We start from the raw sequence: 22,114 nt of genomic DNA, 5'->3' as shown, positions 1-22,114 counted from the left end.
GGATATAGTATATTCGTAGGCCAACTTAAAAGGCAAAACCTCTTTGCTTGACTTCAAGTACTCAATAAAATATTAAAAATATATACTTTATGGTGCAAGATAACGTTGAAAACAGCGTTTACATATAAAATTGTGTGGATTAAAGATACCGAAACACTAAATTGGTCCACTTTATATCAACTATTGAATTAATGAAAAAAGTTACATTTATTTTAATGTTCATGTTATTGGCGAAAGCCAATGCACAGGAAGACCAAAGAGTTATTACTACTGCGGTTCCATTTTTAACCATTGCTGCCGATGCACGTTCCGCTGGTATGGGAGATATGGGGGTGGCAACTTCTACCGATGCTTTTTCCCAACAATGGAACCCTGCAAAGTTTGCTTTTGCGGAGCGAAAAATGGGAATAGGTTTAAGTTATACTCCATATCTAGAAAGTATCATTACTGATATTTCCCTGCTAAATGGAAGCTATTATAACAAAATCAATGAGCAGAGTGCTTTTGCGGTCAGTCTACGATATTTCACTTTGGGTGAGATCGAGTTGCGACAATTTGCCAATGATCCTGGTACTTTGGCAAAACCCAACGAACTTGCATTGGATGGATCTTATTCACTGAAATTGAGTCCTACCTTTTCTATGGCTGTTGCCGGTAGGTATATTCGTTCCAACTTGCGATTGCCCCAACAGAGTGGTTCTGTAGATTCTCAGGCGGCCAGCTCTTTTGCAGTTGACGTTGCCGGTTTTTACCGTTCCAGGGAAATTGCTTACAATAGCTTCGATGGTCGCTGGAGGGCAGGTTTCAATATTTCCAATATTGGTGGAAAAATGCAATATGATGAAGGTGGTCAGGAAAACTTTTTACCTAGCAACTTAAAATTTGGAGTCGGTTTTGATTTTATTTTGGACCAAGACAATGTAATTGGAATTACCTCTGAATTCAATAAACTATTAGTACCTACCCCAAAAGACCAAAATGGTGATGGTGTAATTGATTCTGCAGATAACGATATTTATCAGAACGAGAGTGGCTTTAGCGGAATTTTTGGTTCCTTCGGTGATGCTCCTGATGGTTTCAGTGAGGAACTGCAAGAAATGACATGGGCCCTGGGAGCCGAATATGTATATCAGGACTCTTTCATGGTAAGAACCGGTTATTTCAATGAAAGTGAAGTTAAGGGCTCCAGAAAGTTTTTTACCCTTGGTGCTGGATTCAAGTTTAAATCGGCACAAATCGATTTGTCCTATTTGTTCTCCACCTCTCAAGTAAGGAATCCATTGGAAAACACATTGCGTTTTGGGTTAACCTTTAGCCTTGGCGAAGAGTTTTATAACGATTAATTTCAGAATTAAATAAATATAAACCCGCAAGATTGCGGGTTTTTTTGTTTTGTATCTTCACGCAGGAAATTTACACAATGGCAATTAAGAAGAAAATCGGTTTTGACATTATAATATATGATTCCTTTGAAGAATTGGAAGAAAGTGATAGGAGATTATTGGAAAGGTCTGTAGCGGCCAGGAATAATGCATATGCTCCGTATTCCAATTTTCAGGTAGGCGCCGCTTTGGAATTGGAAAATGGTGAAATCGTTACTGGAAATAACCAGGAAAACGCCTCTTACCCATCCGGACTCTGTGCGGAGCGTGTGGCCGTTTTTTATGCCGGGGCGAAATTTCCAAATATGGCGATCAAATCATTGGCCATATCCGTAATTTCAAAAAACAATGAAGTATTGGAACCAGCAGCACCCTGTGGTAATTGCAGGCAGTCCCTTTTCGAATATGAATACAGACAAAAATCGCCAATACGGATTTTAATGATGGGTGCCAAGGGCAAAGTTGTTGAATGCAGTTCCGTAGCTGATATTTTGCCTTTGGGCTTCGATAATACCTATCTATAAACCAAAGCATTAATAGAATTTCCTTTTAAACACGGAAATCCTAATTTTTGTTAAGGCTGTAATTTCTTCTCGCTTTTATTTCTATTATTTTTATCCATTCATTTATATGTGTATTTTTGTTCTCTTGTGATGTAGTAGAAGAACATTGCTTTTGAGTCCGATTAATTTGTTTTAAATTTTAAAAATCGATGAAAAAAATCACCAAGGAAACTTATTTGAAATGGTATGAGGACATGCTGTTTTGGCGCAAGTTCGAGGACAAGCTTGCAGCAGTGTACATTCAACAAAAGGTTAGAGGTTTTCTTCATTTGTACAATGGTCAGGAGGCAGTGTTAGCTGGGGCATTGCATGCTATGGATTTGACCAAGGACAGAATGATCACGGCTTACAGAAATCATGTTCAGCCCATTGGCATGGGGGTTGACCCAAGAAAAGTAATGGCTGAATTATATGGTAAGGTTACCGGAACTTCCAAAGGTATGGGAGGTTCGATGCACATATTTTCCAAGGAGCATCGTTTTCATGGAGGACATGGCATTGTTGGTGGCCAGATTCCTCTAGGGGCAGGAATGGCATTTGGGGATAAATATCACGGTAGTGATGCCGTAACCCTCTGCTATATGGGGGACGGGGCCGTTAGACAGGGATCTTTACATGAAACCTTCAACTTGGCCATGCTTTGGCAATTGCCCGTGGTTTTCGTTTGTGAGAATAATGGGTATGCTATGGGAACTTCCGTGGCAAGAACTTCGTTTTCTACGGATATCTGGAAATTGGGATTGGGATATGAAATGCCCTGTGGTCCCGTGGATGGAATGAATCCCGTTACCGTTGCACAGGAAATGAGCAAGGCCATAGAGCGGGCTCGTTCCGGTGGCGGTCCTACCTTCCTTGAGATGAAAACATACCGATACAGAGGCCACTCTATGTCAGACGCACAGCATTACAGAACCAAGGAAGAGGTGGAAGAATACAAAAAAATTGATCCTATTACCCAGGTTCTGGATGTAATTAAAGAAAATAAATACGCAACCGACGAGGAAATCAAGAAGATAGACAAGCGGGTCAAAGATTTGGTTAAGGAGTGCGAAGAGTTCGCGGAAAAATCAGATTATCCGCCAGTACAGCAATTGTACGATATGGTATACGAGCAAGAAGATTTTCCATTCGTTCAACATAAATTGTAATTAAATGGCAGAAGTAATCAATATGCCGCGATTAAGCGATACCATGGAAGAGGGTACCGTTGCAAAGTGGTTGAAAAACGTAGGGGATAAAGTAGAGGAAGGAGACATTTTGGCTGAAATCGAAACGGATAAGGCCACTATGGAATTTGAATCATTTTATAAGGGAACATTACTTCATATTGGTATTGAGGAAGGTGATGGGGCCCCTGTGGATACGCTCTTGGCCATAATCGGGGAAGAGGGAGAGGACATTTCTGACCTATTGAAGGGCGGTGGAAGCCCAAAGAAAGAAGGAAATACTTCAGAAGGTAAAGCCGAAGAAACAAGCGCTGAAGCTTCAGGTGATGCGGAGGATGAAGAAGGCGATACATCGGCCAGTGAAATTCCGGCAGGAGTTGAAATCGTGAAGATGCCCCGTTTGAGTGATACCATGGAAGAAGGTACCGTTGCCAGTTGGTTGAAACAAGTAGGCGACGAGGTTGAGGAAGGAGATATTCTCGCCGAAATTGAGACCGACAAGGCTACCATGGAATTTGAATCTTTCTATTCCGGGAAACTGCTCTATATTGGAATCCAAGAGGGGGAATCTGCACCCGTGGATGCGGTTCTTGCTGTAATAGGACCCGAAGGAACGGATGTGGATGCCGTTTTAAACGCAAAACCTGGTTCAAAGAAAGGCGCGAAGACCGAAACCAAAAACGAGGATACTTCAAAGACTACCGATACGGAGGAAGCATCCAGTACTGAAACTACAACGGTTACTTCAGATGGAAATAGAATCTTTGCATCGCCCTTGGCAAAGAAAATTGCGGAGGATAAGGGAATCGACCTTTCCAAGGTTTCGGGAAGTGGCGATAATGGAAGAATCATCAAGAAGGATATCGAAAACTACAAGCCTTCCGAAGCTCCAAAAGCGGCAACAGAAGTTGCAAAATCGGAAAAGGCGGCGAGTGCACCAGCAGTCTCTATGGCAATTCCTGCCGGAGAGGAAGGTGTGGAGGAAACCAAGAATTCAAATATGCGCAAGGCTATTGCCAAGGCGTTAGGGAATTCGAAGTTTACCGCCCCCCATTTTTACTTGACCATTGAGGTGGATATGGATAACGCTATTGCCTCTAGGGCCCAGATAAATAGCTTGCCAGATACCAAGGTTTCTTTTAACGATATGGTTTTAAAGGCCTGTGCCATGGCCTTGCGTAAGCATCCTCAGGTAAATACTACTTGGAACGGAGATACTACCAAGCAATATAAACATATTCATATGGGCGTTGCCGTAGCCGTGGACGAAGGTTTGGTCGTGCCGGTAATCAAGCATGCAGATATGCTCGGTCTCACCCAAATCGGGGCGGCCGTCAAGGAATTGGCGGGTAAGGCTAGAAGTAAAAAGATTGCACCTTCTGAAATGGAAGGAAGCACTTTTACAGTGTCCAATTTGGGCATGTTTGGTATTCAGGAATTTACATCGATTATAAACCAACCCAATTCTGCAATTCTTTCCGTTGGGGCCATTGTGGAAAAGCCAGTGGTAAAAAACGGTGAAATAGTAATTGGGAATACCATGAAATTGACGTTGGCCTGCGATCATAGGACCGTTGATGGTGCCGTGGGAGCCCAATTTTTACAGACACTCAGGTATTTTGTAGAGAATCCTGTGACGATGTTGGCATAATCCTGTCAATACAATAAAACATAAAAGCATCTCTCATGGGAGATGCTTTTTTTATCTTTATCGTTCAAAGTGTACAATATGAAACGAACGCTTACAAGTTTTCTTTTAGTGCTGCTTTTGGTTTCCTGTGGTTCCAAAAAGATAAATAATGAAACGGTTTTGAATCCTGATGGTCCCGATGGATTAAAAGGGAGAGTAATTTCAGATGAAATCAAATCTTCCATAGATGACTCAGGGAAAGAAGTTGGAAATGATATCGTTTTTTCAACATCGGAAGATATTGCCGTACTTATGGATTATTTAGCTTCCGATGAATTACAGGGTAGGGGCTCCGGGACCAAGGGTATCGAGATGGCGGCCGGCTTCATTGAGGAACGACTTGTGTCCATTGGGGTTGAACCCTATTTTATTGTATTTAAGGACACCTTGGAAAATTTTGAGGGAATCGCATACAATGTAGTAGGGGTTTTACCCGGAACCGACCCGAATTTAAAGAATGAATATGTGGTGCTAGGAGCGCATTACGATCACTTGGGCGTTGTGAGCCCTGAGAATGGGGACGATATTGCCAATGGTGCCAATGATAATGCCTCGGGTACTGCTACCGTCATGGAACTGGCCCGATACTTTGGTCGAGAAAAATCGAATAAAAGGAGCCTCATCTTTGCCTTCTTCAGTGCAGAGGAAAAGGGACTTTTAGGTTCAAGGCATTTGGCCAAAAAATTAAAGGAGGGAGGATTGGATTTGTATACCATGTTGAATTACGAAATGGTGGGCGTGCCCATGGTGGAAAAGGACCATTTGGTATATCTTACGGGTTACGAATTGTCAAATATGGCGCAGGTAAGCAATTCCTACGTAGGGGAAAAAGTGGTTGGGTTTTTACCCCAAGCCAAGGAGTTCAATTTGTTCAAAAGATCGGATAATTATGCATTCCATCAAGAATTCAACGTTCCTTCACAAACGTACAGCACTTTTGACTTTACCAACTTTCCCTATTATCATAAAGTGGATGATGAACCTTCAGAAATGGATTATGGACATATGGCCCATGTAGTGAATAAAATGATACCCATTGTGGAGGGAATTGCAAATTCTCCAGTGAAAGAAATAAAATACAAGTAATGGCCAACGTAATCATTACAGGTTCCAGCCGCGGTATTGGCTTTGAATTGACCAAGTTGTTCGCCAGTGAGGGGCACTCCGTTTTGGCGCTTTCAAGAAATGAAGCACCCGTACAAAATCTTAACAATGATTTTATAACGGCCTTTTCGTTCGATTTGTCACGTGCTCCGGACTTTGAAAAGGTAGAAGATTTTGTGAAAAGGGAGTGGGAAGAAGTAGATATCCTGATCAATAATGCGGGAGCTCTTTTGAACAAACCTTTCGCGGATACCTCCTTGGATGAATTTAAGAAAGTATACGAGGTAAATGTCTTTGGGGTGGCTGCCATGACCAGATTGATCGCTCCTTACATGTCAAAGACAGGACACGTAGTCACGATCAGTTCCATGGGAGGTGTTCAGGGGAGTATGAAATTTCCGGGACTATCGGCCTATAGCTCCAGCAAGGGCGCTGTTATTACCCTTATGGAATTATTGGCGGAAGAATACAAGGAAACCGGACCCACTTTTAATGTATTGGCCTTAGGTGCAGTTCAAACCGAAATGCTGGAAGAAGCTTTTCCGGGCTATGAGGCTCCAGTGACCGCTTTGGAAATGGCCACTTACATTAAAGATTTTGCACTTACGGGAAATAAACTTTTCAATGGAAAATTGATTCAGGTTTCAAATTCCACCCCTTAGTTCAATGCCTTTTTTAACCCTATTTTCCTAGCTGTTTTGTTAATTAAAATCAATACCCTAGAATTCTTATTTTTTCGGGTATTTTTGTTTTAATGGAAGAGATATTAGGTAAATATTTACCCGAAAGGTCGGTGAATCCCTGCCTAGAACTCATTAAGGACCACAGGGTACATCTTAAAATTGTAAACGAAAGGGTTACCAGACATGGGGATTATAGAAGGCTCCCTGATGGAAAACATCTGATAACCGTAAACGCCACCCTTAATAAATATCGGTTTTTAATTACCTTGGTTCATGAAATTGCGCATTTGGTCGCTTTTGAAAAATATGGCCGCAGGATTAAACCGCACGGGTTGGAGTGGAAAAGAACGTTTCAATATTTAATGTTACCTTTTTTACGACCGGAAATTTTTCCGTCCAAATTATTGCCCTTGTTGGCCATTCATTTTAAAAACCCCAAGGCAAGCAGTAGTACGGATGCAAGATTATCCATTGCATTACAGCATTTTGATACGCAAGAAAAGGACAAAACATACGTTTTTCAATTACCTTTTGGTAGTGTTTTCAGAATCTATAATGGCAAGCTTTTCAAAAAAGGAAACAAAAGGGTAAAAAGATTTGAATGCGTTGAGGTCAAAACGGGAAGGGTATATCTTTTTCAGCCCAATGCGGAAGTGGAACTTATAAGGAGTTAAAATGAACAAAAATTATTATGCCGTGTTAATGGCAGGAGGTGTGGGCTCAAGATTTTGGCCAATAAGTACAACAGATTACCCCAAGCAGTTCCATGATATGTTGGGTACGGGGGATACGCTGATTCAAAAGACTTTTCAAAGACTGAACAGGTTCGTTCCAACGGAGAATATTCTTATTCTCACAAATGAACGATACAACAATTTGGTCTTGGAACAACTGCCCATGGTGTCCCAAGAGCAGGTGGTACTGGAACCCGCCATGCGAAATACTGGGCCTTGTATTCTTTATGCCGCTTTAAAAATTCAAAAAATGAACCCGAATGGGGTGATGATCGTGGCACCAAGCGATCATTGGATTGAGGACGAGGAAGCTTTTGCCGCCGATGTTACGGCCTGCTTCGAGAAATGTGAAAAGGAACCCGTGCTTTGCACTTTAGGTGTTAAACCTACTTTTCCCAATACCGGGTTTGGTTATATCGAATTCGATAAATTCGATGAAAGGGACATTAAGAAAGTAAACCAATTTAGGGAGAAACCTGATTATGAAACGGCGAAAGAGTTTTTGTCCCAAGGTAATTTTTTATGGAACGCCGGTATTTTTATGTGGAGTGTAAGAACGATCGTAGACGCCTTTAAGGAGTATCAGTCAACACAGTTCAGTTTGTTTCATGGAGGTCTGGCTTGTTTGAATACATCCAAAGAAAAAAGTTTTATTGCGGAAAACTACCCAAAATCGGAAAATATATCCATCGATTACGCTATTTTAGAAAAGTCAGATGCCATTTATGTTCGGGAAGCCACATTTGATTGGAACGACCTAGGTACTTGGGGTTCCCTGTTCGATAAATTGGACAAGGACGGTATGGGGAATGCCGTGGTCAACGCCAAACTTTTGGCAGAGGATGCCAACGGGAATATGATTCGCACGCCCAAGGACAAAATAGTGGTTATTGATGGTTTAAAGGATTATATTGTCGTAGATAAGGAAGAAGTACTCTTGATATATCCTAAAACCAAGGAGCAGGATATTAAAAAGGTATTAAATTCGGTCAAGAATAATTTTGGCGATAAGTATGCGTAACTATGCAAGATAAATTCGGTCAGGACAACGTAACTCCAACGGATAATACCCCGGATAGCGGGGACGATGTAAAAAGGGATTTTCAAGGGCTATTGGGCAGTGTTAAGAGGTTCCTGTTGGAATTGTTGGATATAAGGACCAACACGGACCAAGATGCAACAAAGGAAGCCATCATTGCAGATATTCCTTTCAAGGGACACACCTCCTGGATTCTTGTTTGCTCCATTTTTATTGCTTCCATTGGCTTGAACGCCAACTCCACTGCCGTGGTTATCGGAGCCATGTTAATTTCGCCTCTTATGGGTCCAATCTTGGGTATAGGACTCTCCGTAGGTATCAATGATATCGATACGTTAAAGCGGTCGTTGAAGAACTTTGGGGTAATGGTGGTTTTGAGTGTACTTACGGCTTTCCTCTTTTTTAAGTTCTTTCCGTTGCGGGACGAGTCATCCGAGCTTTTGGCAAGAACTGCCCCTGATATACGGGATGTTTTGATCGCTTTTTTTGGTGGACTGGCATTGGTAATAGCAAGGGCTAAAAAAGGTACCATAGCTAGTGTCATATTCGGGGTGGCCATCGCGACCGCTTTGATGCCTCCTTTATGTACGGTGGGTTTTGGATTGGCAATTGGTAATTGGGACTATGCCAGTGGGGCCATGTACCTTTTCACCATTAATACCATTTTCATTGCCTTGGCTACCTTTTTGGTGATTAAGTTGTTGCGTTTCCCAATGGTACGTTACGTAAATTCACAAAAAAGAAGGTTAATTGCCAGATTGGCTTCCGTAGTAGCCATTGCAGTCATGATTCCCGCCAGTATCACCTTTTGGAACGCGCTGCAGGAGTCGCTGTTCAGGAAACAAGCCAATATTTTTATCGAAGAAAACGTAGTCCCTTACCAATTTTCAGGTCAAGGCCGATTTTTGGAGGATTTTACGGATTTGGAATATAATAGCGGTGAAAATTCTACAATCGAATTGGTGTTCATGGGAAATGAAGCCATTCCCGATAATATTATAGCAACTTGGAGGACACAATTGGAAGATAATCCAAGGCTAAAGGATACGGATTTACAAATCATTCAAGGAGGCCAGAGTGAGGAAATAAATCAGCTCAAGTATATCAATGAACTATATGAGACCCAAAAAAACCAATTGAATAGCAAGGACGAGAAAATTGCTTTTTTGGAAAGTGAATTGTCAAGATTGAGCAAAGGGGCAGTAGGTCAGATTCCGTTTAGGGAAATAAGTATGGAGGCCAAAACAAATTATGAGAATCTGGAACGCTTGGGTTATTCCTATTTAATAGCAACGGATTTCCAAAAGACGGATACCATACCGGTTTTCGAAATTACTTGGAAAAAGGAAGCAAGGAGAAATGAAACGGTCAAGGATGCCCAAAAATTATTGAATTGGCTAAAGCTTCGTTTGAATAATGATAAAATACAAGTTAAGGAAGTGGTAGCGGATTAGTTGCGCTCTTCAATATACATTTGCCTTACTTTTTTAAAGAGATCGGAAGAATAAACGAAATTGGTGACAGCCTCGTTTTCAGTCTTGAATATTTCTTTTTTGGTACCTTCCCATTCCTTAAGCCCGTCTTTTAAGAACAGGATTTTTTCCCCAATTTGCATTACGGAATTCATATCGTGTGTATTGATAATCGTTGTAATGTTGTACTCCTCCGTAATTTCCTTGATGAGGTCATCGATAAGGATGGCCGTTTTGGGATCTAGACCTGAATTGGGTTCGTCGCAAAATAGGTATTTTGGGTTCATAACGATAGCCCTGGCAATAGCGACACGTTTTTGCATTCCGCCAGAAATTTCCGCCGGGAATTTATTATGGGCGTCTACCAAGTTTACCCGATTTAGAACGGTATTTACCCGTTCTTCCATTTCCGATTCAGATTGTTTTGTAAACATATCCAAAGGAAACTTTACATTTCCCGCCACGGTCATGCTATCAAATAAGGCACTGCCTTGAAAAACCATGCCCATTTCCTGTCTTAGGTTCCTTTTTTCATCTTCCCTTAAATCGGAATACACCTTTCCATCATAGACGATACTCCCTTCCTCAGGAGCGAAAAGCCCTAAAAGACATTTTAGGAAAACGGTTTTTCCAGATCCACTTTGACCAATGATCAAATTGGTTTTACCCTTTTCAAATGTGGTGGTTATTCCTTTTAAAATATGGGCGTCACCAAAAGATTTATGGATGTTGTTTACCTCGATCATTAGCCAAGAAGGAGTTGGGTTAGTATATAATTGAGAATGATGATTACAACGCTTGTCCAAACGAACGAGGTTGTACTTGCCTTCCCTACTTCAAGGGCGCCCCCTTTCATATAAAAACCATGAAATGATGGAATGGTCGCAATAATAAAGGCAAAAATCAAGGTCTTTATAAATGCATAGGCTATGTGAAAAGGAACAAAATCGGTTTGTAGTCCGGATACAAAATCGGCACTGGTTAAAAAGCCTCCGAAAACTCCGGCCAACCATCCCCCAAAAATGCCAACATACATGGAGATGGCGATGGCAAAAGGATAGAATAGCATGGCGATAATTTTTGGGAAGACCAGATAGTTTAGGGAATTGACTCCCATTACTTCCAATGCGTCAATTTGTTCCGTGACCCTCATGGTTCCAATGCTTGAGGTTATGTAAGACCCCACTTTTCCGGCCATGATAATGGATACGAAGGTGGGTGCAAATTCAAGTATTACGGACTGTCTGGTAGCGAAGCCAATGAGGCTTCTTGGGATTATGGGGTTGGTAAGATTAAGAGCCGTTTGTATGGCAACTACCGCTCCTATAAAAAAGGAAATGAATATGATAATGCCAAGTGATCCGTAAACCAGCTCATCTACTTCCTTTAAAATCAAGGACTTCATTATACGCCATTTGGTAGGTTTCTTAAAAACCTCTACGACCATCATAGAATAGCTGCCAATCGACGCCAAATAGTTCATTCCTTAAAAATAGATATGTTATCGTAAAAATAACAATAAAGGATTTGATTTAACTTCCATTTAATTTTTTCAGGGCTATTTTCTTTATTTTTACGTCTTAATATTTTCAACATGACTATTCGTTTCAGAACTGTATTCCCCAGTATTTTTATCGGGCTATTGATTTTTTTCCAAGGCTATTCCCAACGTAAGAACAAGGTTGAGGAGGAAGTTCAACTACGATCAATGCCAAAGTTGGTCGTGGGTATTGTGGTGGACCAAATGCGATATGATTATTTGACACGCTTTTACGATCAGTATGAGGAAGGCGGGTTTAAAAGAATGGTGGCAGAGGGTTATAACTGTAAGAACAATCATTTCAATTACGCCCCTACCAGTACCGGACCGGGCCACACATCCGTTTATACGGGAACTACCCCGGCCACGCACGGGGTAATAGGGAACAACTGGTATGATAAGGAAAATGATGAGGACGTCTATTGTGCATCGGATGAGCGCTATGCTTCTGTAGGAACCACATCGGATGCCGGCCAAATGTCACCGCACAGAATGACCGTTACCACCGTCACGGATGAACTTCGATTGCATACCCAAATGAGGGGTAAAACCATAGCCATTGCTCTCAAGGATAGAGGGGCCGTACTTCCAGGTGGGCATACGGCGAATGCAGCTTATTGGTTTCATGGCGATAATGAGGGTAAATGGATTACGAGCAGTTATTATATGGACGCACTGCCAAAATGGGTGGACGATTTCAATAGCTCCGGGGTTGCACAATCCTATAAGCGCGGTTGGAATACCTTGAAGGACATAAATACATACGTGGAAAGCGGTGTGGACGACAATACTTTTGAAGGACTATTTGAGGGAGAAACATCCTCTACATTTCCCCATAATCCACAAAACTTATTGGATAAAGACAAGGATTTTGAAATTATAAAGAATACGCCGTATGGAAATAGCCTTACGGCCGATTTTGCCATTGAAGCTCTAAAACAGGAGCAATTGGGACAGGATGAAATCACGGATTTTTTGGCGATCAGCTTCTCCAGCACCGATTATGTTGGGCATATGTTCGGGGTGAACTCTAAAGAGGTAGAGGATACCTATATTCGTTTGGATTTGGATTTGGCCCGACTCTTTAAGGCACTGGACAAAAATGTGGGCGAAGGGGAGTACACCGTTTTTTTGACGGCGGACCATGCCGCCATCGATGTACCTTCCTATTTGATGTCTGCAAGGATTCCTGCAAGCTATGTGGATAACAGTACTACCAAAACCAAGTTTGCGGAGTTTTTGAGGTATACCTATGGAACAGAGGATATAGTCAAGAATTATTCAAATTATCAAATTTTTCTAGATCATAAGATTATAAAAAATCTAGATTTAGAAATTAAGGAAGTGCAGGAAGCTATAGCGAAGGAATTTTTAAGCTATGATTATGTAGACCGGGTGTACACCGCATATCAAATGTGGGAAAACAGTTATACATCAGGTATTCCCTATATTTTACAAAATGGTTATAACCAAAAGAGATCGGGAGATGTGCTACTTGTTTTGAAACCTGGAACCATTACCTATGCCAAAACCGGTTCCACCCATGGATCACCACAGATATATGATACGCATGTGCCTTTGCTATTCTTTGGGAAAGGAATAAAACAGGGAAGCACCGTGGATCGAACGGAAATTCCGGATATCGCCCCAACAATTTCAGCTTTATTGGGTATCGCCTTTCCTAGTGGAGCAACAGGGAAACCCCTTTCAGAAGTATTGGAGTAACCAGGATTATGAACGGCAATCCCATAGGTATTTTTGATTCTGGCATTGGAGGCACCTCCATTTGGAAGGAAATCCAAGTCTTAATGCCCAATGAAGATTGTATCTACTTGGCGGACAGTAAAAACGCTCCCTATGGGGAAAAGCCTCACGAGGAAATAGTAAAGCTCAGTATTAAGAATACCGAGTATTTAATTGAAAAAGGGTGTAAGTTAATCGTGGTGGCCTGCAATACAGCTACCACAAATGCCATAGATAACTTAAGGAACCAGTACGATATTCCATTTATTGGCATTGAGCCGGCCATCAAGCCTGCCGCCCTTAATTCCGAATCCAAGAAAGTAGGAATTTTGGCCACAAAGGGAACCCTGTCAAGTGCCTTGTTCCATAGTACGAGCCAAAACCACGCGGCAGGGATCGAAATAATCGAGAGACAAGGAAAGGGACTGGTGGAATTGATCGAAAAGGGCGATTTGAAAAGTGATTCCCTAAAATTGCTTCTGAATCAATTTGTACAACCTATGGTAGAAAAAGGTATTGACTATCTGGTGCTGGGTTGTACACATTATCCTTATTTGATTCCCATTATAAGGGAGATATTACCCTCCAATGTGAGAATCATTGATTCTGGCCAGGCAGTGGCCAGACAGACCAAAGCCATCCTTGGCAAGCAAAATCTCAATAATACTTTGGATGCTAAAGGGACCCATCATTTTTACACGAATGGAAGTTTGGAAGTGCTTGAGAGATTTGTCCTAAATGCCGCTCCTAAGGTAACCGCCCAATATCTCGATTTTTAAAAGCTAGGTCGAGCGAACTTATTTGATTCCTTAAGTTTTCTTTTATAGGTAAGATAGGTGAAATCGTATGAGTGCTTCTCGTCTGTTGGATGGTATTCCTCAGCGACCAACTCCCAATTTTCTTGATCTATGGAAGGAAAAAAGGTATCGGCATTAAATCTACCATGTACCCTTGTAAGCTCGATACTATCCGCATATTTTTTACCCTGTTTATAAATTTCCCCGCCTCCTATAATGTAGGCTTCTTCGTCCACTATCAGGTCGATTGCTTCTTCCAAAGAATGGACAACAAGGCAATCATCGCAATTTACTTGGTAGTTTCGATCTCTAGTGATAATAATATGTACCCGATTGGGTAGTGGCTTTGGAAAACTTTCAAATGTTTTTCTGCCCATAATGATTTTGTGTCCGGAAGTTAAACGCTTGAACCTTTTAAAATCGTCTGGAAGATGCCATAGGAGGTCATTATCCTTTCCAAGCGAATCATCTTCACCCGCTGCGGCAATCATGATTATTTTTTTTTCTGCCTTCATATCATCTATTATGGAACAAAAAACGGGCCATATAAAATGCTATGGCTATCTTTAAAAATCAAAGTTAAGAATTTGTAATTAGTGATATTTTCTGTTTTTGAAGGTTAGGCCTCACATTTCTGAAAATAAACGATAGATGGATAAAATAAAAAGGGAGTTTCCCATACTTAGAAAGTGTACGTATCTGAATACGGCGGTCTTTGGGCCGCTATACGATGCCTTGATCGATTGGAGACAGGAACATGATTTGGACGCCTTATTGCATGGAAGTGATATGTGGGACCAGACTTTAAAAACCTTATCGGATACACGGGAGAAAATCGGTCATTTTTTTAATTGCAATGCAGAGAATGTCTCTTTGGTGTACAATTTCTCCTTGGGGATGAACCTTTTATTGGAGGGTTTGCAGTCCAAAAAAAATGTGCTGCTTTTGGAGAACGATTATCCATCCGTAAATTGGCCCTTTGAAAGTCGGAAATTCAAGTGCACAACTTTGGGACTCACTACAGACCTTGAAGAACGTGTTGAGGAGGCGGTAAAAAAAAATAATATTGATGTTTTTGCTTTTAGCATTGTACAGTGGTTGGACGGATTTTTGATCGACCTGGAATTTATCAAAAGACTTAAAAGGGCCAATCCGGATCTCTTGATCATTGCCGATGGAACACAATTTTGTGGAGCCATGTCATTCGATTTTAAAACTTCGGGAATCGATGTTTTGGGAGTTAGTGGTTATAAATGGCTGCTGTCCGGTTATGGAAACGGTTTTATGCTCTTCGCCGATAACCTGGAGAACGAGCTTAAGGTACCTGCCACAGGTTTTAATGCGGCAAATGGAAATTTCGGCAATAAGGAAACCATGGCCCTTGCAAAAAAAATGGAGCCGGGCCACTTGTCCAGTCTCAACTTTGGGAGTTTAAAGTTTTCGTTGGATTTTCTAGATTCCATTGGTTTGGACCGTATAAATCAGCAAAACCTAAATCTGTCTAAAAAGGTCAAGGAATCATTGGGTAGCATGGGGTTGTTACAGGAACATGTAGTTGCGCGCGATTTTCATAGTACCATTTTTAATATTAAAGGAGATGAAAAATTGTTCAATACCTTGTTGAACAACGACATAATGTGCTCCATGAGAGGAGAAGGAATAAGGATAAGTTTTCATTTTTATAATGGAATCGATGATTTGGAGCACCTTATGAAAGTCTTAAAAACAAAGTCTTGAAAATTACTTACTTGCAATAATTGAAAGACAATATTTTTGGACAGGTATTAATTTCAGCTAAAATTTTGTCAATTTCACAAAAATGATATTAAGCATTGACAATGAGGAGTTTAATGCATTAGCTTTGTCCTGAATTTTAAAACTAAAATCATGGCAATTGCGAAACAATATCTAAAGACAAAACCCGTATGTAAGGTAACTTTTACAGTTCCTGCAGAGGACGCTAAAAAAGTGGCCGTAGTAGGTGACTTTAACGATTGGAGTCCTAAGGGCAGTACATTGAAAAAATTAAAAAATGGCACTTTCAAGGGTACCTTTGACCTTCCTAAGGAAAGTACCTATGAATTTAAATATTTGGTAGACGGTACTTACGTTAATGAAACGGAAGCGGACCGTTACCAATGGAACGATTACGCCGGTTCTGAAAATGCAGTATTGGAATTATAATTATTTTAAACCAGATATTAAAGGGAACCTTTTTAGGTTCCCTTTTTTTATGAAGAAAGTGAAATATTTTGGTGAATGCCGTGAATAGGAAGGGTAAAAGTAAACTTGGCACCATCATTGGGAACACTGTCCACCTTTATTGTTGAATTATGGAGTTCCACTATTTTTCTCACGATGGCAAGACCTAATCCTGCCCCTTCGTTTTTCTTACCTGATTTAGTTTGCCGGTAACGCTCAAAAATAAGTGCTTGGTTCTCAGTCTGTATCCCGGGACCACTATCCTTAATATTGATTTCCACATGTTCATTTTTCTTTAAAATCCCAATGGTAATCGTTCCATCGTTCGGAGTAAATTTTAGTGCATTGTCCATAAGGTTTTGAATGGCCCGTTCCACGAGTGAAATATCTGCAAAGACCAAGGGAAGGTCATCGTCCATGTTCAAATCCAACTGGATATTCTTTTTTTGTGCCAAAATTGCATAGTTACTGTATATGTCATTGGCAAGCTCGCTGATAAGGAAAGGTTCTTTCTTTGGTTCGATTTGATTGGCTTCCAACTTTGAATATTCAAAAAGCTGCGTTATCAATTTACCCAGTCTTTTACTTCCGTTTTCTATGGTGTTGAGGTAATGGTCCTTTTGTTCCTGTGTAAGTTCATTACCTTTTATCTGTAAGGTTTCTATATAGCCTTGAATGATGGCAAGGGGAGTACGCAGGTCATGGGATATATTGGCAATGAGTTCCCTACGTAAACTTTCAACGGACTGTAGCTTGTTCATATCGGCTAGGATGGTATCTGCCATTTCATTGAAGGTAGTGGTCACTGTAGCCAAATCAGATTTTTCGGCATCCTTTATTCTATACTCAAGGTCGCCTTGTTGGAACCGCCTTGTGGCATGGACCAGCTCACGTAAGTTTTTGGTAAGGTACCATACGGAAAGAATGGCCATTAACGAAGTAAACAAAAGCGTAAGGATCAAGTTGCCCAACCCCATTTTCATCATATAACTCCCCAAAAGTAATTCCCTAGTATTCAAAAAATCCTTGCCTGCCAACAAAATATAAATGTAGCCTTCCATATTTTCTTTTTGGAACCTAGCGGCAGAAAAAACCTGTTTTTTGGTAGGGTCTTTTGGGTCCTGTCCTAAAAAATATCCCTGACCTTTATTTTCGATAAATGTATTGACAGGTTCAAGATTGACCCTTCGGTTTTTGGTCTCAGGGGCTTCATGGTCCAGAACTACGGAATATTGAACAACTNTCCTTCCGTGTTCAATAAATACACTTCAATGGCCCTATTTACAGCCATCATGTCATGCATAATATCACCGAACAAAGCTTTGTTTATTTCACCATCTCCTTGGAACGGACTTTCATCGCTAAATTTTTCGTCTATCAAGTCTTGGGCCAAGTTGGCATGCAAGCGTTGTGTGGTTTCCGCATAGTATTTTTCAGATAGATAAACGGAAGAAATGGTATACGCGATTCCGGCGACTACCAAAATGGCCAAAAAGGAAAGGATAAGTTTCCTAATCAAGGCTATGGAAAGTAGTGAGTTTTTCATCTATCTGTTTTTATAACCAAACTTTTGTTCAACTGTGTAATTTTTTCGATAGGGTATCTAGCATTGATTAACATATACAGGTTATGGGCTTTTATAAGTCTTCATTGAATTTGTAGCCAATACCCCAGGTAGTCAAGATGTAGGTAGGATTGCCCATATCCGGTTCTATTTTAGAACGTAACCTATTGATGTGGGAGTTCACTGTATGTTCATAACCCTCAAAATCATAACCCCACACCAAGTTTAGGAGTTTTTTACGGTCGTAGCTCTTACCTGGATTGGAGGATAATAGTACCAAAAGTTCAAATTCCTTGGGGGAAAGGTCAACTCTTTGACCGTCCAGGGTGATTTTTCGTGTTTCTATATTTATGGATAACTGGCCAAAGTGGTTTATTTTATCCATCCCTTCCTCTGCATTATGGGAGGCCATTTTTTGTCTTCTAAAAATTGCCTTGACACGGGCAATGAACTCCCTTACACTAAAAGGTTTAGTCAGATAATCGTCCGCACCTATTTCCAGCCCAAGTACCTTGTCTATTTCTTCGGATTTTGAGGTAAGCATTATGATAGGGGTCTTGATGTTTTTTGCCCTCAACTTTTGGCATATTTCAATGCCATCCATTCCAGGTAACATAATGTCAAGGATGATTAGGCTAAAATCGTTATGCAATGCATTTGTAAAACCTTCATCGCCCCTTTGGGAGGTTACCACCTCACACTGTAAGTCTTTCAAATGTATTTCGAGAAGATGTACGATTTCAATATCATCCTCAATAATCAAAACTCTTTTCATTTGTTAATATTTATTTTTTCAAGAGGCTAAGCATCGATTTCGCTCAGCATAGGAATGCAATTTACCCGTAACATCTTTAGGGATATCGGCATCTTTTCATTTCATTAATGCGAAATAAAAAAATAGTTATCACGAAACCTTCACAACCCATGGGAATACCCAATTATAATGGTAGATGGGTCGCTTTGGGCCTTCATTACTTTCATTTTTTTAAATAATATTTCACGTTAGAGGGATAATAGGTTTTCAAAAATTGATTTTTCCGTGATTTTTCTGTTATAGCTAACGGGTTCCTTTGCCAAGAATCTAAAAAACAATTGATTATGAAAACACTAAAAAAACTAAAAACACTTTTATTTCTATCCCTTGCTATTGCCATGGTTGGCTGCAGTAATGATGAAGATGGACCCATTGCAGCAACAGAGGTCACGGCCGGTACCTTGACCGGAGGACCCTTTTCCTTTACCGTAGATGGAGTCCCGGATATGGTAACCAATATTACCCTGGACGTTTCCGGTCTTTCAGGTAGTTTGCAAACTTTTGTGATTACGGATGAAAGTAAGAACATCTTGGGCCTTCCTCCAAATATGGCAGCTTTAGAGGGAGTAGATTTTGATGGTGCCGGGGTAGGATCTTGCTACATATATCATTTAGCCTATGAAGAGGGACTTTCTGGATTGGAACCCGGTATGAATCTGGACAATTTAAACGGTGATTTTGCACTGTCAAACTTTTTAATGGTAATTAGGAGTGGACTGGACGCCGGAACCCTCGTTGGAGGGCCCTTTCAATTTTTGGTCGATGGCATCGCCGATATGGTCACGGGCATATCCTTGGATGATTCCCAATTAAACGGTGATAACCAAACGTATGTAATTACTGATGATATGGGTGGGATTTTAGGATTGCCCCCAACGTTGGAGGCCGTATTGGGCGTTGATTTTGATGGGGCAGGTGAAGGCACTTGCTTTATTTATCACTTGACCTATAGTGGTACTTTAATGGGCTTGGAAGCGGGTATGAATATCACCGATTTTCAAGGTGAGTATGATTTATCCAACTCCATTGAGGTAAATAGGGTTGGTCTGGATGCCGGAGTACTTTCTGGCGGACCCTATGAATTTGTAGTCGATGGAAAAGTGGATAATGTTACTTCCCTGTCTTTTGACGGGTCGAATGTAAACGGTGAACTTTCCACCTTTGTAATAACGGATGCCGATTTAAATATCCTAGGATTGCCTCCTACTTTAGATGCGGTAAAAGGGGTCGATTTTGATGGCGCTGGGGTAGGAGTGTGCCTTATCTGGCACCTTACCTATCAAGAAGGGCTTATGGGGCTTGAAGCGGGTAGCAATGCTGCTGCCTTGAACGGTGTTTTCGCACTTTCAAATTCGATTGAAGTAAACCGACTGGCTTTGAATGCAGGGAAATTGGAAGGTGGCCCATATGAGTTTACGGTAGATGGCTCACCAGATATGGCAACCGGACTTTCCTTGGATGCTTCAGGTCTTAATGGAAGCAATCAGAGGTTTATTATCACCGATGCCGATTTGAACATTCTTGGTTTGCCCCCAACGTTGGAGGCCGCTAAAGGGGTCGACTTTGACGCCGCTGGGGAAGGAATTTGCCTCATTTGGCATATCACTTACGAAGACGATATCATGGGATTGGAAGCAGGGGCCAATGCCGGAAACCTACAAGGAAACTTTGCCCTTTCAAATTCCATCATGGTCACCAGAAATGCCTTGAACGCCGGTGCGTTGGAAGGAGGTCCCTTTATGTTCACCGTAGACGGAACACCGGATATGGTCTCCGGGATTACCTTGGATGAAACCGAATTAAACGGTGCCAATCAAACATATGTTATTACCGATGATATGGGTAATATCCTTGGATTACCCCCAACCTTGGAAGCCGTTGAAGGAGTCGATTTTGATGGTGCTGGCGTAGGGGTTTGTTTTATATGGCATTTAACGTACAGTGAAGGATTGATGGGCTTGGAACCTGGCATGAATACTGCCGATTTACAAGGGTTCTATGACTTCTCAAATTCCATCCAAGTGACAAGAATGGCAATGGCCGATTGAAAAAGAAAATTTAAAAAAAATGATGGTTCCTTACCATCAAACGGCCAAAAAGCCCGAACCTTGAAAAAGGTTCGGGCTTTGTTTTGATTCCAATGGTTAAAAAACCAATCGATTCTTTTTTTTCGAGTTGGATGTTGTTATCTAAACAGCCACAACGCCTTTGATATGTGGATGCGGGTTATAATCCAACAAGGTAAAATCCTCGAACGTAAAATCGAAGATATCTTTTACATTGGGGTTTAAGACCATTTTTGGCAAAGGGCGTGGTTCCCTACTCAATTGTAATTCCACCTGTTCCATATGATTATTGTAAATGTGGGCATCCCCAAAAGTGTGAATAAAATCCCCAGGCTCGTACCCACAAACTTGGGCCATCATCATGGTAAAAAGGGCATAGGAAGCAATGTTAAAGGGAACGCCCAAGAAAATATCGGCGCTTCGTTGATAGAGCTGGCAGGATAATTTGCCATCGGCCACATAGAATTGAAAAAATGCATGGCAGGGGGGTAATGCCGCTTTTCCGTTAGCAACGTTTTCTGAAAAGGTTTTGGAGGTATCTGGCAAGACACTTGGATTCCAGGCAGACACCAACATACGTCGGCTATTTGGGTTGTTTTTTAAGGTTTCAACAACCTCTTTTATCTGGTCGATTTCATCACTGTTCCAGTTACGCCATTGATGTCCGTACACTGGACCCAAATTCCCGTTTTCATCGGCCCATTCGTTCCAGATGCGTACGCCGTTTTCCTGTAAATATTGAATATTGGTATCACCTTTTAAAAACCAGAGCAGTTCATAAATGATGGATTTAAGATGTAATTTTTTGGTTGTGACCATTGGAAACCCCTCAGACAGGTCAAACCGCATCTGATATCCAAAAACACTTAATGTTCCCGTACCGGTGCGATCGCCCTTTTGGTTTCCTTCTTTTAAAACATGTTTCAGTAAGTCGTGGTATTGCTTCATTTTCCTAAACGGTATGGATGGTAATGGAACTCCATGCAAAAATAGGATAAAGACTGTTTTCCATAAGCCGAGTAAAAACTAGGTTATGAAAATTTATTAACTACTCCAGGAAAAGAAATTCTAAAGTTTAATGAATTTTTTGGAAGTGAGATACCCGTTTTCATTACTTAAATAAATGAAATAAAAACCTGTAGAATAATGAGAAAACTCTATTTCAATAACTTTTCGGTTTTCGAATTGTTCCTTGTATACCAATTGCTTACTTGAATTTATGATGGTAATTGCCACTCTCTTGTGAAGTTTGCCCAAATCTATTTGTATGGTTTCCAATGTAGGATTTGGATATAGAATAATATCCGAGTTATTGGTAAAGGGAATGGGTTGCACATAGGTAAATCCTATTCCAGGGCTTTCGCAGCCAACTTCGGAAAGTTCGGAATCTGCAATACCGTCATTATTTTCGTCTTCATACCAAATCGTTTCTGGGTTGATCAATTCATTCGAATCGTCGCAATCCGATACCAGCAGAACATCTTGGGTATACCCCGTCCCGGGGGAATTACAGCTTGCCATGGTGGAAACGGCATAGCCGTCCCCATCGGCATCG

General features: G+C 41.0%; 21 protein-coding genes. 14 read left to right on the top strand and 7 right to left on the bottom strand.

Translation table 11 applies throughout. The features are described 5' to 3' along the window. Positions 1-191 precede the first annotated feature (191 nt). The 9 genes from porV (at position 192) to DZC72_RS17490 (ending at position 9,815) form a co-directional block, all read left to right on the top strand. Complete coding sequence (gene porV / locus DZC72_RS17530; RefSeq protein WP_125224222.1) at positions 192-1,343, top strand: type IX secretion system outer membrane channel protein PorV; 1,152 nt, start codon at positions 192-194, stop codon at positions 1,341-1,343. Positions 1,344-1,420: 77 nt separating this feature from the next. Beyond that, the gene (cdd, locus tag DZC72_RS17525) at positions 1,421-1,906 is read left to right on the top strand and encodes a cytidine deaminase (protein WP_125224221.1); all 486 of its coding nucleotides are present in this window, start codon (positions 1,421-1,423) and stop codon (positions 1,904-1,906) included. Positions 1,907-2,094: 188 nt separating this feature from the next. Next, a complete protein-coding gene (gene pdhA / locus DZC72_RS17520; RefSeq protein ID WP_125224220.1) occupies positions 2,095-3,093 on the top strand; it encodes a pyruvate dehydrogenase (acetyl-transferring) E1 component subunit alpha in 999 nt (332 codons plus the stop codon). A 4-nt stretch (positions 3,094-3,097) separates the two neighbouring features. Then, on the top strand, positions 3,098-4,762 hold the full coding sequence (locus tag DZC72_RS17515) for a pyruvate dehydrogenase complex dihydrolipoamide acetyltransferase (RefSeq protein ID WP_125224219.1): 1,665 nt from the start codon (positions 3,098-3,100) through the stop codon (positions 4,760-4,762). 78 nt (positions 4,763-4,840) lie between these two features. Then, the gene (locus tag DZC72_RS17510) at positions 4,841-5,887 is read left to right on the top strand and encodes a M28 family metallopeptidase (RefSeq protein ID WP_125224218.1); all 1,047 of its coding nucleotides are present in this window, start codon (positions 4,841-4,843) and stop codon (positions 5,885-5,887) included. Then, positions 5,887-6,567 (top strand): SDR family NAD(P)-dependent oxidoreductase, encoded by a 681-nt coding sequence (locus tag DZC72_RS17505; RefSeq protein WP_125224217.1) that lies wholly within the window; start codon positions 5,887-5,889, stop codon positions 6,565-6,567. The genes DZC72_RS17510 and DZC72_RS17505 overlap by 1 nt, the downstream gene beginning before the upstream one ends. Before the next feature lie 92 nt (positions 6,568-6,659). Then, entirely contained in the window at positions 6,660-7,262 is a 603-nt protein-coding gene (locus tag DZC72_RS17500) for a SprT-like domain-containing protein (protein WP_125224216.1), read from the top strand. 1 nt (position 7,263) lies between these two features. Next, positions 7,264-8,343: a mannose-1-phosphate guanylyltransferase gene (locus DZC72_RS17495; protein WP_125224215.1), complete on the top strand. Its 1,080-nt coding sequence runs from the start codon at positions 7,264-7,266 to the stop codon at positions 8,341-8,343. A 2-nt stretch (positions 8,344-8,345) separates the two neighbouring features. Continuing rightward, a complete protein-coding gene (locus DZC72_RS17490) occupies positions 8,346-9,815 on the top strand; it encodes a DUF389 domain-containing protein (RefSeq protein WP_125224214.1) in 1,470 nt (489 codons plus the stop codon). On the opposite strand, the gene DZC72_RS17485 is transcribed toward DZC72_RS17490, so the two are convergent. Next, positions 9,812-10,579 (bottom strand): ABC transporter ATP-binding protein, encoded by a 768-nt coding sequence (locus tag DZC72_RS17485; protein ID WP_125224213.1) that lies wholly within the window; start codon positions 10,577-10,579, stop codon positions 9,812-9,814. The two genes, DZC72_RS17490 and DZC72_RS17485, sit on opposite strands and share 4 nt — an antisense overlap. Next, on the bottom strand, positions 10,579-11,316 hold the full coding sequence (locus DZC72_RS17480) for an MlaE family ABC transporter permease (RefSeq protein WP_099545656.1): 738 nt from the start codon (positions 11,314-11,316) through the stop codon (positions 10,579-10,581). Before DZC72_RS17480 ends, DZC72_RS17485 begins: the two co-directional genes overlap by 1 nt. Positions 11,317-11,427: 111 nt before the next feature. On the opposite strand from DZC72_RS17480, the gene pafA reads away from it, so the two are divergent. Together pafA and murI are read left to right on the top strand one after the other, a co-directional pair. Next, a complete protein-coding gene (pafA, locus tag DZC72_RS17475) occupies positions 11,428-13,098 on the top strand; it encodes an alkaline phosphatase PafA (protein WP_125224212.1) in 1,671 nt (556 codons plus the stop codon). 8 nt (positions 13,099-13,106) lie between these two features. Next, positions 13,107-13,895: a glutamate racemase gene (gene murI / locus DZC72_RS17470; protein ID WP_125224211.1), complete on the top strand. Its 789-nt coding sequence runs from the start codon at positions 13,107-13,109 to the stop codon at positions 13,893-13,895. Here the strand turns inward: murI and DZC72_RS17465 are convergent. After that, positions 13,892-14,428 (bottom strand): dihydrofolate reductase, encoded by a 537-nt coding sequence (locus DZC72_RS17465; protein ID WP_243641778.1) that lies wholly within the window; start codon positions 14,426-14,428, stop codon positions 13,892-13,894. The genes murI and DZC72_RS17465 overlap by 4 nt on opposite strands. Positions 14,429-14,564: 136 nt before the next feature. Here DZC72_RS17465 and DZC72_RS17460 point away from each other — a divergent pair, with 136 nt between their 5' ends. Then, a complete protein-coding gene (locus DZC72_RS17460; RefSeq protein ID WP_125224210.1) occupies positions 14,565-15,650 on the top strand; it encodes an aminotransferase class V-fold PLP-dependent enzyme in 1,086 nt (361 codons plus the stop codon). A gap of 150 nt (positions 15,651-15,800) precedes the next feature. Next, positions 15,801-16,097 (top strand): isoamylase early set domain-containing protein, encoded by a 297-nt coding sequence (locus DZC72_RS17455; RefSeq protein ID WP_099545660.1) that lies wholly within the window; start codon positions 15,801-15,803, stop codon positions 16,095-16,097. A gap of 47 nt (positions 16,098-16,144) precedes the next feature. Here the strand turns inward: DZC72_RS17455 and DZC72_RS17450 are convergent, their stop codons facing one another. Continuing rightward, positions 16,145-17,176 carry a sensor histidine kinase gene (locus tag DZC72_RS17450; RefSeq protein ID WP_243641777.1) on the bottom strand — a complete coding sequence of 344 codons (1,032 nt, stop codon included), beginning with the start codon at positions 17,174-17,176 and terminating at the stop codon, positions 16,145-16,147. Between the two features lie 576 nt (positions 17,177-17,752). Continuing rightward, positions 17,753-18,454, bottom strand: a complete 702-nt coding sequence (locus DZC72_RS17445; protein ID WP_125224209.1) for a response regulator transcription factor — start codon at positions 18,452-18,454, stop codon at positions 17,753-17,755. Positions 18,455-18,777: 323 nt separating this feature from the next. Between DZC72_RS17445 and DZC72_RS17440 the strand changes: the two genes are divergently transcribed. Further along, positions 18,778-20,541, top strand: a complete 1,764-nt coding sequence (locus DZC72_RS17440) for a hypothetical protein (protein ID WP_243641776.1) — start codon at positions 18,778-18,780, stop codon at positions 20,539-20,541. Positions 20,542-20,682: 141 nt separating this feature from the next. Here the strand turns inward: DZC72_RS17440 and DZC72_RS17435 are convergent, their stop codons facing one another. Together DZC72_RS17435 and DZC72_RS17430 are read right to left on the bottom strand one after the other, a co-directional pair. Further along, positions 20,683-21,507, bottom strand: coding sequence for a thymidylate synthase (locus DZC72_RS17435; protein WP_125224208.1), 825 nt, complete (start codon positions 21,505-21,507; stop codon positions 20,683-20,685). A 120-nt stretch (positions 21,508-21,627) separates the two neighbouring features. Continuing rightward, on the bottom strand, positions 21,628-22,114 hold a 487-nt coding region (locus DZC72_RS17430), incomplete at its 5' end, for a T9SS type A sorting domain-containing protein (RefSeq protein WP_133306769.1).

The sequence above is a fragment of the Maribacter algicola genome (genome assembly GCF_003933245.1).
In the GTDB taxonomy this organism is placed as follows: domain Bacteria; phylum Bacteroidota; class Bacteroidia; order Flavobacteriales; family Flavobacteriaceae; genus Maribacter; species Maribacter algicola.
The sequence above is the reverse complement of the archived record's forward strand: the minus strand, read 5'-3'. Positions and strand labels throughout refer to the sequence as shown.

What these genes read in the sequence shown, in the direction of transcription:
- porV (WP_125224222.1), top strand. Translation starts at nt 192, where the DNA reads ATGAAAAAAGTTACATTTATTTTAATGTTCATGTTATTGGCGAAAGCC.
- cdd (WP_125224221.1), top strand. Translation starts at nt 1,421, where the DNA reads ATGGCAATTAAGAAGAAAATCGGTTTTGACATTATAATATATGATTCC.
- pdhA (WP_125224220.1), top strand. Translation starts at nt 2,095, where the DNA reads ATGAAAAAAATCACCAAGGAAACTTATTTGAAATGGTATGAGGACATG.
- DZC72_RS17515 (WP_125224219.1), top strand. Translation starts at nt 3,098, where the DNA reads ATGGCAGAAGTAATCAATATGCCGCGATTAAGCGATACCATGGAAGAG.
- DZC72_RS17510 (WP_125224218.1), top strand. Translation starts at nt 4,841, where the DNA reads ATGAAACGAACGCTTACAAGTTTTCTTTTAGTGCTGCTTTTGGTTTCC.
- DZC72_RS17505 (WP_125224217.1), top strand. Translation starts at nt 5,887, where the DNA reads ATGGCCAACGTAATCATTACAGGTTCCAGCCGCGGTATTGGCTTTGAA.
- DZC72_RS17500 (WP_125224216.1), top strand. Translation starts at nt 6,660, where the DNA reads ATGGAAGAGATATTAGGTAAATATTTACCCGAAAGGTCGGTGAATCCC.
- DZC72_RS17495 (WP_125224215.1), top strand. Translation starts at nt 7,264, where the DNA reads ATGAACAAAAATTATTATGCCGTGTTAATGGCAGGAGGTGTGGGCTCA.
- DZC72_RS17490 (WP_125224214.1), top strand. Translation starts at nt 8,346, where the DNA reads ATGCAAGATAAATTCGGTCAGGACAACGTAACTCCAACGGATAATACC.
- DZC72_RS17485 (WP_125224213.1), bottom strand. Translation starts at nt 10,579, where the DNA reads ATGATCGAGGTAAACAACATCCATAAATCTTTTGGTGACGCCCATATT.
- DZC72_RS17480 (WP_099545656.1), bottom strand. Translation starts at nt 11,316, where the DNA reads ATGAACTATTTGGCGTCGATTGGCAGCTATTCTATGATGGTCGTAGAG.
- pafA (WP_125224212.1), top strand. Translation starts at nt 11,428, where the DNA reads ATGACTATTCGTTTCAGAACTGTATTCCCCAGTATTTTTATCGGGCTA.
- murI (WP_125224211.1), top strand. Translation starts at nt 13,107, where the DNA reads ATGAACGGCAATCCCATAGGTATTTTTGATTCTGGCATTGGAGGCACC.
- DZC72_RS17465 (WP_243641778.1), bottom strand. Translation starts at nt 14,428, where the DNA reads ATGAAGGCAGAAAAAAAAATAATCATGATTGCCGCAGCGGGTGAAGAT.
- DZC72_RS17460 (WP_125224210.1), top strand. Translation starts at nt 14,565, where the DNA reads ATGGATAAAATAAAAAGGGAGTTTCCCATACTTAGAAAGTGTACGTAT.
- DZC72_RS17455 (WP_099545660.1), top strand. Translation starts at nt 15,801, where the DNA reads ATGGCAATTGCGAAACAATATCTAAAGACAAAACCCGTATGTAAGGTA.
- DZC72_RS17450 (WP_243641777.1), bottom strand. Translation starts at nt 17,176, where the DNA reads ATGGAAGGCTACATTTATATTTTGTTGGCAGGCAAGGATTTTTTGAAT.
- DZC72_RS17445 (WP_125224209.1), bottom strand. Translation starts at nt 18,454, where the DNA reads ATGAAAAGAGTTTTGATTATTGAGGATGATATTGAAATCGTACATCTT.
- DZC72_RS17440 (WP_243641776.1), top strand. Translation starts at nt 18,778, where the DNA reads ATGAAAACACTAAAAAAACTAAAAACACTTTTATTTCTATCCCTTGCT.
- DZC72_RS17435 (WP_125224208.1), bottom strand. Translation starts at nt 21,507, where the DNA reads ATGAAGCAATACCACGACTTACTGAAACATGTTTTAAAAGAAGGAAAC.